This is a genomic window from Leptolyngbya sp. PCC 6406, assembly GCF_000332095.2.
GTDB lineage: Bacteria > Cyanobacteriota > Cyanobacteriia > Phormidesmidales > Phormidesmidaceae > PCC-6406.
Genome location: NZ_KI913949.1, coordinates 5262625 through 5277816, shown reverse-complemented (window position 1 = coordinate 5277816; position 15192 = coordinate 5262625). Strand labels below are relative to the sequence as shown.

14 protein-coding genes and 1 pseudogene are annotated in these 15192 nt (G+C 56.7%); 9 read left to right on the top strand and 6 right to left on the bottom strand.

Annotated features, from left to right (window positions below):
* Positions 1-16: 16 nt before the first annotated feature.
* The gene (gene rplU, locus LEP6406_RS0223620) at positions 17-421 is read left to right on the top strand and encodes a 50S ribosomal protein L21 (RefSeq protein ID WP_008319112.1); all 405 of its coding nucleotides are present in this window, start codon (positions 17-19) and stop codon (positions 419-421) included.
* 72 nt (positions 422-493) lie between these two features.
* The gene (gene rpmA, locus LEP6406_RS0223615; RefSeq protein WP_008319114.1) at positions 494-784 is read left to right on the top strand and encodes a 50S ribosomal protein L27; all 291 of its coding nucleotides are present in this window, start codon (positions 494-496) and stop codon (positions 782-784) included.
* Between the two features lie 101 nt (positions 785-885).
* On the opposite strand, the gene LEP6406_RS0223610 is transcribed toward rpmA, so the two are convergent.
* Together LEP6406_RS0223610 and rnhA are read right to left on the bottom strand one after the other, a co-directional pair.
* Positions 886-1170, bottom strand: coding sequence for a hypothetical protein (locus LEP6406_RS0223610; protein WP_008319115.1), 285 nt, complete (start codon positions 1168-1170; stop codon positions 886-888).
* A gap of 124 nt (positions 1171-1294) precedes the next feature.
* The gene (rnhA, locus tag LEP6406_RS29485; protein ID WP_008319117.1) at positions 1295-1819 is read right to left on the bottom strand and encodes a ribonuclease HI; all 525 of its coding nucleotides are present in this window, start codon (positions 1817-1819) and stop codon (positions 1295-1297) included.
* An 86-nt stretch (positions 1820-1905) separates the two neighbouring features.
* Here rnhA and LEP6406_RS35760 point away from each other — a divergent pair.
* The 3 genes and pseudogenes from LEP6406_RS35760 to LEP6406_RS35750 all read left to right on the top strand — a co-directional run.
* Positions 1906-2565: pseudogene (locus tag LEP6406_RS35760) on the top strand (AAA family ATPase); the annotation flags it as partial.
* Between the two features lie 20 nt (positions 2566-2585).
* On the top strand, positions 2586-3581 hold the full coding sequence (locus tag LEP6406_RS35755; protein WP_027269385.1) for a hypothetical protein: 996 nt from the start codon (positions 2586-2588) through the stop codon (positions 3579-3581).
* Entirely contained in the window at positions 3544-5310 is a 1767-nt protein-coding gene (locus LEP6406_RS35750) for a hypothetical protein (RefSeq protein WP_051463840.1), read from the top strand. The genes LEP6406_RS35755 and LEP6406_RS35750 overlap by 38 nt, the downstream gene beginning before the upstream one ends.
* A 25-nt stretch (positions 5311-5335) precedes the next feature.
* Here the strand turns inward: LEP6406_RS35750 and guaA are convergent, their stop codons facing one another.
* From guaA to LEP6406_RS0223570, 4 genes are all read right to left on the bottom strand, one after another.
* Complete coding sequence (guaA, locus tag LEP6406_RS0223585) at positions 5336-6883, bottom strand: glutamine-hydrolyzing GMP synthase (RefSeq protein WP_202807631.1); 1548 nt, start codon at positions 6881-6883, stop codon at positions 5336-5338.
* Between the two features lie 288 nt (positions 6884-7171).
* A complete protein-coding gene (cbiD, locus tag LEP6406_RS0223580) occupies positions 7172-8317 on the bottom strand; it encodes a cobalt-precorrin-5B (C(1))-methyltransferase CbiD (RefSeq protein WP_008319123.1) in 1146 nt (381 codons plus the stop codon).
* A 232-nt stretch (positions 8318-8549) separates the two neighbouring features.
* Positions 8550-9326 (bottom strand): PD-(D/E)XK nuclease family protein, encoded by a 777-nt coding sequence (locus tag LEP6406_RS0223575; protein ID WP_008319125.1) that lies wholly within the window; start codon positions 9324-9326, stop codon positions 8550-8552.
* Positions 9326-10729, bottom strand: coding sequence for a TldD/PmbA family protein (locus LEP6406_RS0223570; RefSeq protein WP_008319127.1), 1404 nt, complete (start codon positions 10727-10729; stop codon positions 9326-9328). Before LEP6406_RS0223570 ends, LEP6406_RS0223575 begins: the two co-directional genes overlap by 1 nt.
* Before the next feature lie 688 nt (positions 10730-11417).
* Here LEP6406_RS0223570 and LEP6406_RS0223565 point away from each other — a divergent pair.
* The 4 genes from LEP6406_RS0223565 (at position 11418) to pstA (ending at position 15184) form a co-directional block, all read left to right on the top strand.
* The gene (locus LEP6406_RS0223565; RefSeq protein WP_008319129.1) at positions 11418-12002 is read left to right on the top strand and encodes a DUF3611 family protein; all 585 of its coding nucleotides are present in this window, start codon (positions 11418-11420) and stop codon (positions 12000-12002) included.
* A gap of 174 nt (positions 12003-12176) precedes the next feature.
* Positions 12177-13229 (top strand): PstS family phosphate ABC transporter substrate-binding protein, encoded by a 1053-nt coding sequence (locus LEP6406_RS0223560; RefSeq protein WP_008319131.1) that lies wholly within the window; start codon positions 12177-12179, stop codon positions 13227-13229.
* Between the two features lie 102 nt (positions 13230-13331).
* On the top strand, positions 13332-14264 hold the full coding sequence (pstC, locus tag LEP6406_RS0223555; protein ID WP_008319134.1) for a phosphate ABC transporter permease subunit PstC: 933 nt from the start codon (positions 13332-13334) through the stop codon (positions 14262-14264).
* Entirely contained in the window at positions 14264-15184 is a 921-nt protein-coding gene (gene pstA, locus LEP6406_RS0223550) for a phosphate ABC transporter permease PstA (protein WP_008319135.1), read from the top strand. The genes pstC and pstA overlap by 1 nt, the downstream gene beginning before the upstream one ends.
* Positions 15185-15192 lie beyond the last annotated feature (8 nt).

Below are 15192 nucleotides of genomic sequence, written 5' to 3'. Positions count from 1 at the left end.
GCAAGGAAGTAAATCCATGACCTATGCAATTATTGAAGCGGGCGGTAAGCAACTGCGGGTAGAGCCCGGACGCTTTTACGACGTGGACCGGATGGCGGTGGAGGAAGATGACACCGTCGTCCTCGACCAAGTATTCTTCGTCTCCCATGATGGAGACGCCATGGTGGGGCAACCCTTGGTGGATGGGGCTACGGTATCGGCAACGGTGATGCGCCACCTCCGGGGACGCAAGATCATCGTCTATAAGATGCAGCCCAAGAAGAAAACCCGCAAAAAGCGGGGACACCGCCAAGAGCTGACGCGCTTGATGGTGGATGCGATCGCCCTAAATGGTGACGTGCTCTCCTCCGCAGCTCCCACAGAAGCCACCCTAACCGAGGCTCAGACTGTCCCGGATACAACGGCTGGGGAAGAAGAGTAGGGGGCTGGAGGAGCCCGGTTCTGCCTGCTGAGGCATTGTTCTGTAATTCCTGTTATTCACTGAGGGAAACCCATGGCCCATAAGAAAGGTACTGGTAGTACAAGAAACGGACGCGACTCAAACGCCAAGCGGTTGGGAGTTAAGCGCTATGGTGGCCAAGCGGTACGCGCTGGCAATATCTTGATTCGTCAACGGGGCACCAAGGTTCACCCCGGTGTGAATGTGGGTCGCGGCAGTGACGATACCCTGTTTGCCCTGATCGACGGCATCGTCACCTTTGAGCGCAAGGGCAAGAGCCGCAAGAAGATCAGTGTCTACCCCGTTCCTGTCGTGGTTGAAGACGCAGCGGTAGCGGCGGTTTAGGTGCGACGGTTTAGGAATACTGCGATCAAAAATGCCCCAGGGTTAACCCTGGGGCATTTTTTCTATTGGGGTAAATCCCCGAGTTCTAGAACTATCTAGAACTAATCAATGCGCTCTAGTTGCCAGAGAATTTGATTGCCTTCCCGGCGAACCCGCGACACGGACCAGTTTCGCCAAGCCCAGTATTCGCCACGACTGGTGACGGCACTGGCATTTACATCCATGAGATCTGCTAATTCGGAACTGGTAATCAAGTAACTCTGCTGCGCGATCGCGTCAGCAATCTGTAACGTCTCCAGCATATTTCTAAGCTGAATGACGCGGGTCTCACGGGGGAGACCTTCGGCGTTATCCGTCGGCTGCTGAGTCACACCGGAGTCGGCCATAGGAGTGTAGGAGAAGATCTAGAGGGAACACAATAAACTCAGATATTTTATGGGTTTATTTTGAAAAAAATACATGATTTTCCAACATTATTTGGGGTTACGAGTCAAAAATTTGTATATTTTGCTACATGCTAGTCTCGATTGCGGCGGCAGCGGCCATTTGAATGAGCTTTGTTCCTCGTTTTAGGGAAAATCCTCGGGCAATCGTGTCACATCGCTCATTTCCTACGTTTCCGGCGTGTCCCCGAACATAGGTCCACTTCACGGGTTTCCCGGTCTGGGCGGCTGCGGCTTGATTCACTTCATCCAGCTTGATCCACAGATCTTGATTCAAGACGGGCTTTTTGGCGGCGGTTTGCCAACCCCGGCGCTTCCAGCCTGCGATCCATTCGGTGATGCCCTTTTTGACATATTCGCTGTCGGTGAATAGCTCGATGGGTTGGGTCTGACCACTGGCGACGAAAAAGGCTAGACCTGCGATCGCGGCTTGCATTTCCATCCGGTTGTTTGTGGTCTGGGCGGCGTAACCTCCCAACTCGTGGACCCCATCTCCCTCGAAGTAGAGCACCGTGCCCCAGCCACCCGGTCCGGGATTACCGGAACAAGCGCCGTCGGTGTAGATCGCAGTGATGAGGGGTAGTTCAGCCATGACAGTGTTCTAGAGAGTTCCCGCAGAAATCGAGTTCCCAGTCTACGCCATTCCTGTACCCCTTCTCCTCTCCTTCTTACAATGGAATGCGGATGGATCAGGACGGTCTTAGGAAAGGTGCCGGAGACGGCGTGCCCCGGTATCGTAGAGCTATGGGCTATGAACCGCTACACCACAAATACCGCCCCCAGACCTTTGACCAACTGGTGGGCCAAGATGCGATCGCGCTGACCCTCACCAACGCCTTGGGTCAGGGTCGCATTGCCCCAGCCTATCTTTTCTGCGGCCCCCGAGGCACGGGCAAAACCTCCAGCGCTCGCATCCTAGCCAAATCCCTTAATTGCCTCAGTAGTCCTACCCCCACCGCCACCCCCTGCGGCACCTGCGACGTGTGCCAGGGCGTCAGCCGGGGCTCCATCCTCGACATTGTTGAAATCGACGCCGCCAGCAACACCGGCGTCGATAACATCCGCGAACTCATCGAACGCGCCCAATTCGCCCCCGTCCAATGCCGCTACAAGGTTTATGTCATTGACGAGTGCCTAACGGGAGACTCCCAAGTTCTGACCCAGGATGGTTTGTTTAGAATCGATGATCCCAATCTGAAAGGCAAACAGGTACTCAGCTACAACGAGACGACACACAATTGGGAATGGAAATCCGTCCGCCGTTGGCTCAATCAAGGAATTCGCCCAGTTTTAGAGATTAAGACCACCCACCGGACCATCCGGTGTACTGAAAACCATTTAATTCGGACGCAGACAGGATGGCTAGCCGCAAGGGACGTTCGCGCAAAAACGACGATACTATCCCCTGTGCCTGTGGCTGCGGGACTCTCATCTACCAATGGGGTACCGATGGTCGTCCCCGCCGCTTTGTCCGAGGCCACCAACTTAAGGGAAATGCCTACGGCCAAAAGACCTACGACCACCAAGTCATCCTGGAGCAAGCAGAATCCCTACGCCCCCCCTGTAACTGTGGCTGCGGAGAGAAATTGGATATTCCCCAGTTCTTGCAGCGGAAAGGCAAAGGGCTTGAAAGCATTCAGTCTTACTGGAAGAGACATCCCTATCGAAAAGGACACGGTAATTGGGATCTCAGAACCCAAAAATACATTACCCAAGCTTCCTCTATCTCCTCTGAAAATTTGGGACTCATCTACGGCACTCTTTTGGGAGATGGCTCTATCACCTACCCCAATCAACATAGCCGATTCCCCAGACTGGCTTGGACCCACGGATCTGCCCAATTGGCTTGGATGGAATACAAAGCTGAGCGGCTGGCCATTTTACAGCCCAAGCTTAGAATCGCCGCCAATCAAGGCTATGGTGCTGAGTCAGTGTGTTGCCGAACCATCTGTCACCCTGACTTGGTGGCAGTCTTCCAGTGTGTCAAGCCCGACGGCAGTAGTAAAACCGTTTCCGAACAGTGGCTCTCTCAACTGTCCCCAGAAGGACGAGCCTGGTGGTACATGGATGATGGAGCCTTGGCCCTTAGCCCCCAGGGAAGTCCTCGGATCTGCTTCCACACTGAAGGCTACAGCGAGGCAGACAACATCCTTATTGCCACGTGGCTTAACGGATTGGGCTATGGAGCAGAGGTTCACAGCTATACCAGGCGTAATTCCAGTAGAACCTACCTCTACATTGCCCTGGGGGCAAATGCTGCGAGACAGTGGCTTGCTGACCATAACTCCTACGCCATTCCAGCAATGGACTACAAGTTTGGAGACGGTCGTATCTGTCCGCCCCGCTGGGGTTGAGCGGGTATACGACATTGAGGTGGAGGATAACCACAACTTTGTGGCTAATGGCCTACTGGTCCATAACTGCCATATGTTGAGCACCGCTGCTTTTAATGCGTTGCTGAAGACCTTGGAGGAGCCGCCGGAGCAGGTGATTTTTGTGCTGGCGACGACGGATCCTCAGCGGGTGTTACCGACGATTATTTCCCGCTGTCAGCGGTTTGACTTCCGTCGCATTCCCATAGAAGCGATGGTGGATCATCTGCGAACTATTGCGGCCACGGAGGAAATTCAGATTACGGAGACGGCGGTGCGGTTGGTGGGGCAGGTGGCCCAGGGAGGACTGCGGGATGCGGAAAGCCTGCTGGATCAGCTCAGCCTGCTGGAGCCCCCGGTCACGGCGGAGAAGGTGTGGGATCTGGTGGGGGCGGTACCGGAGCGGGACTTGATGGCTCTGGTGCAGGCGATCGCCAGTGATGACGGCATCACGGTGCTGGACACGGCCCGTCAGTTGATGGATCGAGGTCGGGAGCCGATCATCGTGTTGCAAAACCTGGCGGGCTTTTATCGGGATTTACTCATCGCGAAAACCGCAGCGGGGCGTAGTGATCTGGTGGCGGTGACGCCCTCGACCTGGACCGCTATGCAGGAATTCGTGGCGGCTGTGGACTTGGCCACGCTGTTGGCGGGGCAACAGGTGTTGCGGAGCGCTGAGGGACAGATCAAGGGGACAACGCAGCCCCGCCTTTGGCTGGAGGTGACGCTGTTGGGGTTGCTGCCTTCGTCCCTAAATCGGTCCGCCCCCAGTGCCCCGGCAACCGGAACCCCTTTTCACACACCCGCTGTTCCCCCTGCACCCCAGTCGGGTGCAGGGCGATGGCCAGAGGCCGATCGGAGACCATCGCAGATTCCGCCATCCCCGCAGGTTTCCGAATCCCCGCCGCCGCTGCCAACGTCATCTCCGGCTGTTCCCCCTAGGTCGTCGGCCCAGAATCCTCCAGCCCAGAATCCTCCACCTCCCACCCCGGCTTCAGCCCAGACTCCTCCCACCCCACCGCCTCCAGCGCCTCCGGAGAGCGCCGCTGCCCCCAACCTAGACCTACCCCAGATCTGGGCTCAGGTGGTGGGGCGGCTTGTGCCCTTGGGTACTCGTGCCCTCATGCAACAACAGGGGTATTTGCTCGGCTTCGATGGTCAAGTCGCCCGTATCGGCATCAAATCCAAGCCCCTGTTTAAGATGGCCCAGGGACGTATTGCCAATCTCGAAGCTGCCTTTGAGCAGGTCTTTCAGCATCCGGTCAAGGCCAGCTTAGAGGTGGCGGAGTCTCCAGAGGCGAACGCGGGAACAGGAGGCGGCACGGGAACGGGAAGTGGCGGTGGAACTGGGACGGTCAGGGACCGGCCCCAAGGGGCCATCACGCCACCCTCGGCACCGCCGCCCGATCCGTCCCCTCCAGCCTCTCCACCCCCAGCGCCGCCCCGGCCCAACCCACCGACCGTTGCCCCACCCCCAGCGCCCCCATCTCCCCCGGCCTCAGATGTGCCGCCGAGCCCATCTTCTGGAGAACCGCCTGCCTGGACACCAGAGTCCGATATGGACCGGGCGGTCAGAAGCTTTGCTGAGTTTTTTAACGGTCAGGTGGTGGATCCGGAGGAGACGGATTTGGCGATGGGTCCAGAGCCAGCGGCTGATGGGGAGCAGGACGTGCCCCCCCAGCCTAAACCCGATAATGATGTGCCGTTTTAGAGCCTTCCAGCTATAAACCCAGCCGTTATTCCCATTCGATGGTGCCGGGAGGTTTGGAGGTGATGTCGTAGACGACGCGGTTGACCCCTTCGACCTCGTTGACAATGCGGTTGGAGATGGCTTCTAGGAGGTCATAGGAGGCGCGGGACCAGTCGGCGGTCATGCCGTCTTCGCTGGACACCAGCCGCAGCACGATGGGGTAGGCATAGGTGCGCTGATCCCCCATGACGCCTACACTGCGGACGGGAAGGAGCACGGCGAAGGCTTGCCAGAAGTCGTGGTAGAGCCCCCGGATGCGGATTTCTTCTCGCACAATGTAGTCGGCATCCCGCAGAATGTTCAGCTTTTCGGCGGTGACTTCTCCCAGGATGCGGATGGCGAGGCCGGGGCCGGGGAAGGGATGGCGGCGGACAATTTCTTCCGGTAAGCCGACGGAGCGTCCGACCTTTCGCACTTCATCTTTAAAGAGCTTGCGCAGGGGTTCCACCAGCTTGAATTGCAGATCTTTGGGCAGGCCGCCGACATTGTGGTGGCTCTTGATCTTGACCGCCACCCGCTCCCCTGTTTTGGGATCAATATTGGTGTCGGCGGATTCGATCACGTCGGGGTAGAGGGTGCCCTGGGCTAGGTAATCAAAGGGGCCGAGGCGCTGGGATTCTTCCTCAAAGACGCGGATGAATTCATGACCGATGCACTTGCGTTTTTCTTCGGGATCGGTGATGCCTGCGACCCGGTCTATGAAGCGATCGCGGGCATTAATATACTCGACCCCAATATGGAACTGTTCATGGAACAGCTTGACTAAGCGCTCCGGTTCCTCCTTGCGCATGAAGCCTTGGTCGATGAACATGCAGGTGAGCTGATCGCCAATGGCCTTATGGAGCAAAAAGGCCAGGGTGGAGGAATCGACGCCGCCGGAGAGGGCTAGCAACACCCGCTTGTCGCCCACCTTGGCCCGCACCTCTCGAATGGCCTCTTCTACAAAGGCTTCAGTGGTCCAGGTGGGTTGGCACTTGCAGATGTGGTAGACGAAATTGCGAATCAGCGCCTGTCCCCCTTTGGAATGGACCACTTCGGGGTGGAACTGGACGCCGTAGAGTTTGCGTCCGTGGTGTGCGATCGCGGCGTTAGGCGTATTGTCCGTATGGGCCAAGATTTCAAAGCCAGGGGGGATGGCGGTGACTGAGTCCCCGTGGCTCATCCACATGGTGACGCCTTCTTCCACATTGGTGAGCAAATCGATGGGATCGTCGATGTGCAGAGAGGCTTTGCCGTATTCTCCCCGGTTTGCCTGCTCTACCTTGCCTCCGAGTTGCTGCACCATCAACTGCATCCCGTAGCAGACGCCCAATATGGGGACGCCCATGTCCCAAATTGCGGGATCACACTGGGGGGCATAGTCGGCATAGACGGAGTTGGGACCGCCAGAGAGAATGATGCCCTTGGGGTTGAGCTGGCGCAGTTGCTCAGCGGTGGTGCGGTAGGACAGCACCTCTGAGTAGACTTCTGTTTCGCGGATGCGGCGGGCGATCAGCTCGGAATATTGGGAACCAAAATCCAAAATGATTAACATTTGGCGATTAATCTCACTGGCAGCAGGATTTTGGGGAGATGCGGGGTTTTGGGTTTGGAGGGTCACGATCTCAGTCCTAAAATAATCGTCTGGGGATCAAAGGGATACATAGGTTGCCATTACTGCCGGGAAGTGATGGCGGCACTGGATGGCGATGGCAGCGGCCAGTCCCAGTCCTGTCAATGAAAACTTCAATAGCCGTCGGACTAGCGCCCCACGGGAAAATCTGGAGGAAGACTGAATCTACAACGAATTCTAAAGAAGGGGGCTCAAAAGATTCCTCTTAGCTTACCAAAGCTGCGGAAGAAGCGACCGACCCCCATCGCTGACGGCGATCAAATCCCGCCCCCGGTCAAACATGGCCGTGCCAATCAGAAGGGGATGATGGCCCGAGGTCCGGCGCTGATCACCACAGTGGGTGGCCGCGTAGATCGCGGCTCGTCGATCTACGCGGGTTACCAGGTCTCCATAGATGCGCTCTACCCAGTCCGAGCCTTGAGTGGTGTCTAAGTGGCGCAGGTGAGCCAGTCCCGCCTCCACGGTGGCGGATTGCAGCAGGGTTTGCACCGCTGGGGTGGGTAAGCCCTGGGCGGCTGCGATCGCAGTTAAGATTTCCTGGCGACCGTCGGCGACATGGTGATGGGTGTGGAAAATGCCCCCCGCCAGTTTGATCAGCTTGCCGTGGTAGCCCAGCAGCAACACCGCCGTTACCCCACTCAAGGCAGCTTCCACCAGCAGCGGCCCCAGCCAGTTGGCGGTTTTGACCCGTTGTTCTGGGGGAATGCCCAGGCTCAGAGCCTTGTCCAGACCGTTCTCCCCCACACAAAAAACGAGAGTGTCGAACTGGGTCGCCTTTTCCCGCAGGCTTTGGCGGAACACCTCCAGTTGGCCGGGGGCGCTGAGGGGTTGGGAGATTCCCGTTGTGCCCAGCAGGGACAACCCCTCGACGACGCCAAAGGCGGCGTTGGAGGTGCGCTCTGCCAAGGCGCGTCCCTCCGGCAGAATCACCGTGACTCGGATTTTCTGCCCCGACCGTAGCAGGGGGGTAAGGTTGGCCTGGAATAGCCGCTGGGCATAGGCATAGATGGCGGGACGATCGCCCGCCTGCACCTGACGCCCCACCCCTTCTCCGCCCGTAATCTCTAGGGGATCGGCTTGATCCTCCCCTCCCCACGCTACCACCGTCCAGATTGGCGTGTGGCGGGTCAGGTCTAGATTGTCACCGGGATCGCTGCGGGTAATGGCCAATGCGCTGCCGTCCGGTAGGGTGGCGATTTGTTCAATGGGGATATCCACCTGCTCCGGTGGTTCCAGCAGGTTCACGGTTACCCCCGGAGGACTGTCTTGGGGATCTTGCAGGTGGCGTAGAGCCGCGATCGCACTGGCACAAGCAAACACGGGCAGGGTATAACCCGATCGGGGTGCAGTCATCATTTTTCTGTTCTCACTCCTCCGACACCCCAATATCCCCATACCCTGACCCACCCGTGACCCACCCCACCCTCCGGGCACCCCTCCCAAGAGGGGATTGCTCAGACCCTCTTGGGAGGGGGCGGAGGGTGGGTTCTTCCGGGGCACCCCTCCCAAGAGGGGATGTTAGGAGGAGTTTACTTGAGCACGGTCAAGGCAAGGGATTGCCCTAACCCCCCAATACCGCTCCCACCCTCTAAAGGACAACTTCAGGAATAGCCTCCAGCGGTGGCAGCTCTGGGGTCTCATCACCACGAGCCGATCCCCGTTGACATCGCATCATGAAGGGGCAGTGGGCGCATTTCTCTACCTGGGTCTCTGGGATTTGAGGTAGGGGATTAGAGGTGGCCATGGCCTGGGTGAGGTAATCCGTCAGGCGCAGTAAATCGATATGGGTCTGGGCATGGCGCTGGGCGCTGTAGGGAATCTGCACCCGCTGGGGCTGCTGCTCCTGAGTGACGGGATCGCGAGTGCGCACAAACCAATAGGTCATCGTCACCTGATCGGGGGACAGATCCGTAGTCTCCACCAGCACATAGCAGTAGAGGCGTGTTTGCCAGTCCCGTGATAAAAAATTGAGGTTGCGGGGATTCAGATAGGTTTTCCAGTCAATAATCTCCCCTTGCCCGTCCCACAGCCGCAGCAGGTCGTAGATCACGGTGAACCAATAGCCGTTCAGGACAAGAGCGCGGCCATGTTCACTCTGGCGAAAGCGCTCGTGGTGTTCAAACAGGCTGGGATCCGCCGCCGCCAAAGCCGTCACCGCCGCTTGCAGTTCCGGATCCTCTGCCAGGACTGGCTCCACGGGTAACCCCATCTCCCGCTGCTGCATCATCAAGTGGAAGCGATTGCCCCACCGCTGCCCCGCCAGCAGGTCTGGATTGGTAGGCACCATCAACGAATCCAACACCGTATGCTGAAACCGCCGGGGACAATAGTCCAACAGCGTCAGGTGCCCCTGGGACAGCCGCATCACTCGCTAGCCGCCTCGCCACCCACGACCACATTGCGGATCCGAAGACTCGGCCCGCCACAGCCCACGGGCAGGCCACTCTGGCCCCCTTTGCCGCAGCCCCCCGACTCATCCCAGTAGAAATCGTCGCCAATGCCCTCAATGTCCGCCAGGGTGCGAAACACATTGCCCGAGAGGGTGACATCCCGCACGGGTTCCGCCTGTTCTCCCTTGCGGATCATCCAGGCTTCCCCAGCGGTGAAGGTAAACATTTCCCCATTGGTCATGCCCCCTTGCCAGTTGCGGGCATAGACCCCCTCCTCAATGTCGGAGAACAGGTCCGCTACGGGGGTGTTGCCGCGCGCAATCCAGGTATTGGTCATCCGCACCAGGGGCGGGTAATGGTAGCTGAGGCAACGGGCATTCCCCGTAGCTGCTTCCCCCAGCTTGCCAGCGGTCTCGCGGGAATGGAGCCGTCCTACCAACGTCCCATTGTCGATCAATTGGGTCGTGGTGGCGGGGGTGCCCTCGTCGTCGTAGCGATAGCTGCCCCGGTGGCCCTCGGGGGCGGCTCCATCAAAAATATTTAGGCCGTTGGGACCAAACCGCCGCCCCAGGGTCATCACCTCTAGCAAGTCTGGGTTTTCGTAGGCCATGTCCGCTTCCGACAGGTGGCCAAAGGCTTCGTGGACAAACAGCCCCGTCAAAATCGGGTCAATCACGACGGTATAGGTGTTGCCCTTGACCGGGGGCAGATCGAGGGCGGCGACGGCCCGCCCTGCGGCCCCTAACACCTGGGGTTCTAGATGCTCTAGATCCTCAAAGGCCCGTCGGGATCCCGTAGTTTCTTGCCCCGTTTGAACCGTTTCACCGTTGCGGGCGGTGGCGGCAAGGCGCATCTCCATATCAGACCAGCGCTGGTCGATCAGGGTGCCCTCGGAGGTGACGAGCAAAATGTGCTGGGTGAGGTCGTTATAGCGGACGGAGGAGGTGGTGATGCGCTGGTCTACCCCCTGCAAGATTTCGCTGTAGCGGCTACACAAATCCTTTTTGCGGCTGAGGGGAATCTGGCGCGGATCGCTGCCGGTCAGGGGCATTCGATAGGTGGTTTGAATCGGATCCACCGGGGCCAGCAGGGTTTCATCGTCCCCTACTAAATGAGCAGCCGCGATCGCGGCCTCCAGTTGTCCTTTCAGATCGTCTAATTGGTTAAAGCTGGCAAAGCCCCAGCCCCCCCGATGGCAGGCCCGCACTTGGCCCCCGAGGGAGAGTCCTTCGCTGAGGGTTTCCACAATGCCTCCCCGCAACAGGATGTCAGTGCCCTCCGACTCCTCTAGGCGCACCATCAAGTAATCGACGCGATCGCGGTAGCGAGCCACCAGATCCGCCACCTGATCGGTGTAGCGATCAAACTGTGAAGCCATAGGCAGGTGGGTTCCCCTTCCCCAGAACATCCCCATTGTGCCGTTCTTTGGTCACAGCGGGAGATTTCCCCGAACCGCTTCGCTAACGCGGGTTAGTTTGGCGAAGGCCGACTTTGTTTGTATAGCAGCGGTTTTAACCGCCGTGAGTCTAGCGGCAAGCGGGACGCTTGCGCGACGATGGTAGTGCTACTTCCGCCAAGCAGTACTAGGAATCGCCATGACGATCCCGGCAATGGTCTAAAATCACAACACAGTTTCCCAAGCCTGGATTTTCCGGCATTGGATAGGGCCAATTGTGAACCCCAATCCCGAATTCCCCGGCAGACATGTGCCAATCCTGGATTTCCAGTCCAGAGCAGCATGGGTTTTGATCGTTGACCCTTGAATGTCCCAGTAGACACAAGCCAAACCCGCCCCTACAGCGGCACCCTACATTGGGCGCGGAAACCGCGCCCCTACGGTGGCACCCTACATTGGGCGCGGAAACCGCGCCCCTACGGTGGCACCCTACATTGGGCGCGGAAACCGCGCCCCTACGGGATGCACCCACCCCATCCATCCCAATATCGGTCACCCGCCACAAGGGCAACCATCCTACGACTCAGCTCAGGACAGGCAAGGGATTGCCCCTACGGAATTCAAAATTCAAAACTCAAAATTCCTGTCACCTATCACCCCCCCACCCCCCATGCCCGGAGACCTCGACTACTCCCTATCCCCCGCCGTCCGCCGCATTGCCAGCGCCTTTCGCTGGGTGGGGTGGGTGAGCTTTTGGTGTCAGGGGGTGTTGGGCATTATCTCCAGCTTGGTGTTGATCTTTGCCGCCGCCACCCGCAGTGTGCGGACAGAGGGCGCAGGCAATCCCGGCACTGGAACGGGGCTCGTGTTAGCGGTGGTGGGATTGGTGGCGGTATTTGTGGGGGCATTTTGGGCGTTTCGCTATACTCGTTTAGCCCGTCGTCTCCGCAGCCGCGATGGTGCTAAGCGGCCTAAGCCCAGGGATGCTGTTCAAGCCTTGAAGTTTGGTCTATTCACGGGTTTGGGGGGTATGTTTGTGAGCCTTTTGGGGGCAGAGGCGATCGTTGGTTCGCTGTTGGCCAAAGCGCTGTCCCAGCCCCAAGGGGCGGCGGTCTTTGGGGCTGGCGCTAACGTTACCCAGTTTGTGCAGCCCTTGGATATTTTTGTGGTCCAGGCCAATACGAACATTCTGCTGGCCCACTTTAGCGGTATTGTCTGCACCCTTTGGCTGTTCCGCACCGTGAACCGCCCCTAAATGCACCGCAGAGATGCCACTACGCGAACAGGACAGGCAAAAGTAGCTTTCAATACAAAAATTGCTCCAGGATTTCTCTCCGGATCCGCTGCTCCTTAACCTGGTCTTTACGTCAGCCCAGTAAGATGCCCTCGGATATCTAAGAAATCCACAATCATGTGAGGGAGCGCTTCAATGCTGTCCAAGAAGAAGTTTGTCTATTCTTTGTCTGCCGTTGTCCTACTCGGTAGCCTCGTAGCCTGTGGCGGCGGTACTGACACTGCGGGTACAGATACCAGCACTGGCGAAGAGACCGCTGATGCTGGTTCTGACCTGACGGGCAACGTGCTAGTAGATGGTTCGAGTACTGTCTTCCCCATCTCTGAGGCCATGGCTGAAGAATTCATGGCAGCCAACCCCGGTGTACGAGTTACGGTTGGTGTGTCTGGAACTGGTGGTGGCTTTAAGAAATTCTGTGCTGGGGAAACCGATATCTCCAACGCATCTCGCCCCATCAAGCAAGAGGAAATCGACCTATGTGCTCAAAACGGCATTGAGTACGTTGAGATTCCGGTGGCCTATGACGGACTATCAGTCGTTATCAACCCCAGCAATGAGTTTGCCACCTGTCTCACGGTGGATGAACTGAAAAAAATGTGGGAGCCTGCTGCTGAGGGCACGATTACTAACTGGAATCAAATTCGACCAGACTTCCCTGACCAGGCTCTAGGGCTTTATGGTGCGGGCACTGACTCGGGTACCTACGATTACTTCACGGCTGCGATTGTGGGAGAAGAGTCCTCCAGCCGAGGTGATTTCACCGCCAGCGAAGATGACAACGTCATCGTGCAGGGGGTAGCCGCAGATCAAGGGGGAATAGGCTTCTTTGGGGTAGCCTACTACGAAGAAAATGCAGACCAATTGGGCCTTGTAGAAATTGACAACGGTTCAGGTTGCGTTGCCCCCACCCCTGATACGATTGCCAGCGGTGAGTATGCGCCCCTCTCACGACCCGAGTTCTTCTACGTCAAAAAAGAATCTCTAGATAATCCAGCAGTGGCGGCCTTTGCCCGCTACCAGATTGCACCTGAAAATGCGGAACTGATCTCTGAAGTCGGCTACGTGCCTCTGCCTACAGAGATTGAGGATTTGGCTGAGAAACGAATTGAAGAGCGCATTGTGGGCTCTGTTTTCAACGGTGAGTCTGCTGTGGGTTTGAAGTTAGTGGATCTCCTAGGTAAGGAATAATCTCTAGGTTTCATGATAAACCTGCCAATCAAGAACTATTTTGGTTGGCAGGTTTGTTGAAGATGCTTGCTGAACCTCAATCCACCTCTCTTTTTTCCCCTAATGACTGCCCAGCTCCCCTCTAATCCGTCTGAACTCTGGAATCCAAACCGCCAGAGAAGCAAGCAGATTCAGGCCGCTGTCAAACTTATTTGCAGTGGCTTTGCTTTGATTTCTGTGGTCACCACGTTTGGGATCATAGCTACGCTGATTTTTGAGACGATTGAATTTTTCAAGCAGGTGCCGATCTGGCAATTCCTGACTGACACTCGCTGGACTCCCCTCTTTGCCAGTAAGCAGTTTGGTATTTTTGTCCTAATCAGTGCCACCTTTTTGACCTCAATGATTGCCATTGGGGTAGCGCTACCTTTGGGCCTACTATCGGCGCTGTTTTTGAGTGAATATGCTAAACCTCGGACACGGGCCATCTTAAAGCCAGTTTTAGAAATTCTGGCGGGGATTCCTTCCGTGGTCTTTGGCTATTTTGCTTTGCTCACAGTGACCCCTCTCTTACAGAGCTTTATCCCTGGATTACAGGGTTTCAATGCGCTGAGTGCAGGGTTAATACTAGGGGTAAGTATTACGCCACTGGTGGCTTCCCTAAGTGAAGATGCTATCTATTCTGTCCCCAATAGTCTTCGGGATGGGGCGTATTCCTTGGGAGCAACTAAGCGGGAAACAGTTATTTCCGTGGTGCTACCTGCTGCTCTATCCGGTATTGTTGCGTCGGTGATTTTGGCAATTTCCCGTGCTGTAGGAGAAACTATGATTGTGACCTTGGCAGCAGGTCAGAATCCAACTTTAGGTCTAAATCCATTTGTCCCCATCATGACAATGACTGCCTTTATTGTGCAGGTCAGCATGGGGGATACGCCGACGGGTTCCATTGCTTACCTCACAATTTTTGCGGTGGGCATGACACTTTTTTTGATCACCTTGGTGCTCAATATCTTTAGCTTCTGGTTTGTTCGTCGATTCCGAGAGAAGTACGACTAATGACGACACAAGGTTCTCGACTTGACCATGCCGTTGGCCCGCAATCATCTCCTAAATTCAATCTGAACCTAACGGGCCGCTATCGCCTAGACAGCATTTTCATGGGGGCAACTTGGCTGGCTACAACGATCGCGATAGCGGTTCTAGCTTGGCTGATAATCGGTATTTTGATTGATGGCCTACCAACCCTGAACTGGAATTTTCTCACTAGCTTTCCCTCCCGCCGACCTGGAGATGCTGGGGTGATTGCTGCGATCGCAGGAACGCTGTGGGTGATGAGTATTGTGGCGGTACTGTCCTTCCCGATTGGGGTTGGGGCAGGCATCTATCTAGAAGAATTTGCTCAGGACAATTGGTTTACTCGCCTGATTGAGATCAACATCAGTAATCTGGCGGGTGTGCCCTCCATTATCTATGGTCTTTTGGGCTTAGCCGCCTTTGTGCGGTTGATGGAACCTATTACTGGCGGTCGCAGTGTCCTGGCTGGGGCACTGACCCTAACGCTGCTCATCCTGCCTATTATCATCGTATCAACTCGGGAGGCGTTGCGAGCGGTACCTGATACCATTCGTCTGGCGGGATTTGCCCTAGGGGCGAATCGTTGGCAAGTGGTTTGGTCCCACGTGCTGCCTTCCGCTTTTGCTGGAATTTTGACGGGGATGATCCTGGCGCTTTCCCGTGCTATTGGGGAAACTGCGCCTCTAATCACGATTGGGGCGCTAACCTTTGTGCCCTTTCTCCCAGAAGGTCTTAAGAGTCCTTTTACCGTACTACCCATTCAAATTTACAACTGGGTTAGCCGTCCCCAAAGTGGGTTTCACGACATTTCAGCCTCTGCCATCATTGTGCTGTTGATAGTGCTGCTGCTCATGAACTCCGTAGCAGTTTACCTGCGTAATCGCTTCCAAAAGAGTCGTTAATCCTCTCG

What these genes read in the sequence shown, in the direction of transcription:
- rplU (WP_008319112.1), top strand. Translation starts at nt 17, where the DNA reads ATGACCTATGCAATTATTGAAGCGGGCGGTAAGCAACTGCGGGTAGAG.
- rpmA (WP_008319114.1), top strand. Translation starts at nt 494, where the DNA reads ATGGCCCATAAGAAAGGTACTGGTAGTACAAGAAACGGACGCGACTCA.
- LEP6406_RS0223610 (WP_008319115.1), bottom strand. Translation starts at nt 1,170, where the DNA reads ATGGCCGACTCCGGTGTGACTCAGCAGCCGACGGATAACGCCGAAGGT.
- rnhA (WP_008319117.1), bottom strand. Translation starts at nt 1,819, where the DNA reads ATGGCTGAACTACCCCTCATCACTGCGATCTACACCGACGGCGCTTGT.
- LEP6406_RS35755 (WP_027269385.1), top strand. Translation starts at nt 2,586, where the DNA reads ATGGCTAGCCGCAAGGGACGTTCGCGCAAAAACGACGATACTATCCCC.
- guaA (WP_202807631.1), bottom strand. Translation starts at nt 6,883, where the DNA reads ATGTTAATCATTTTGGATTTTGGTTCCCAATATTCCGAGCTGATCGCC.
- cbiD (WP_008319123.1), bottom strand. Translation starts at nt 8,317, where the DNA reads ATGATGACTGCACCCCGATCGGGTTATACCCTGCCCGTGTTTGCTTGT.
- LEP6406_RS0223575 (WP_008319125.1), bottom strand. Translation starts at nt 9,326, where the DNA reads ATGCGGCTGTCCCAGGGGCACCTGACGCTGTTGGACTATTGTCCCCGG.
- LEP6406_RS0223570 (WP_008319127.1), bottom strand. Translation starts at nt 10,729, where the DNA reads ATGGCTTCACAGTTTGATCGCTACACCGATCAGGTGGCGGATCTGGTG.
- LEP6406_RS0223565 (WP_008319129.1), top strand. Translation starts at nt 11,418, where the DNA reads ATGCCCGGAGACCTCGACTACTCCCTATCCCCCGCCGTCCGCCGCATT.
- LEP6406_RS0223560 (WP_008319131.1), top strand. Translation starts at nt 12,177, where the DNA reads ATGCTGTCCAAGAAGAAGTTTGTCTATTCTTTGTCTGCCGTTGTCCTA.
- pstC (WP_008319134.1), top strand. Translation starts at nt 13,332, where the DNA reads ATGACTGCCCAGCTCCCCTCTAATCCGTCTGAACTCTGGAATCCAAAC.
- pstA (WP_008319135.1), top strand. Translation starts at nt 14,264, where the DNA reads ATGACGACACAAGGTTCTCGACTTGACCATGCCGTTGGCCCGCAATCA.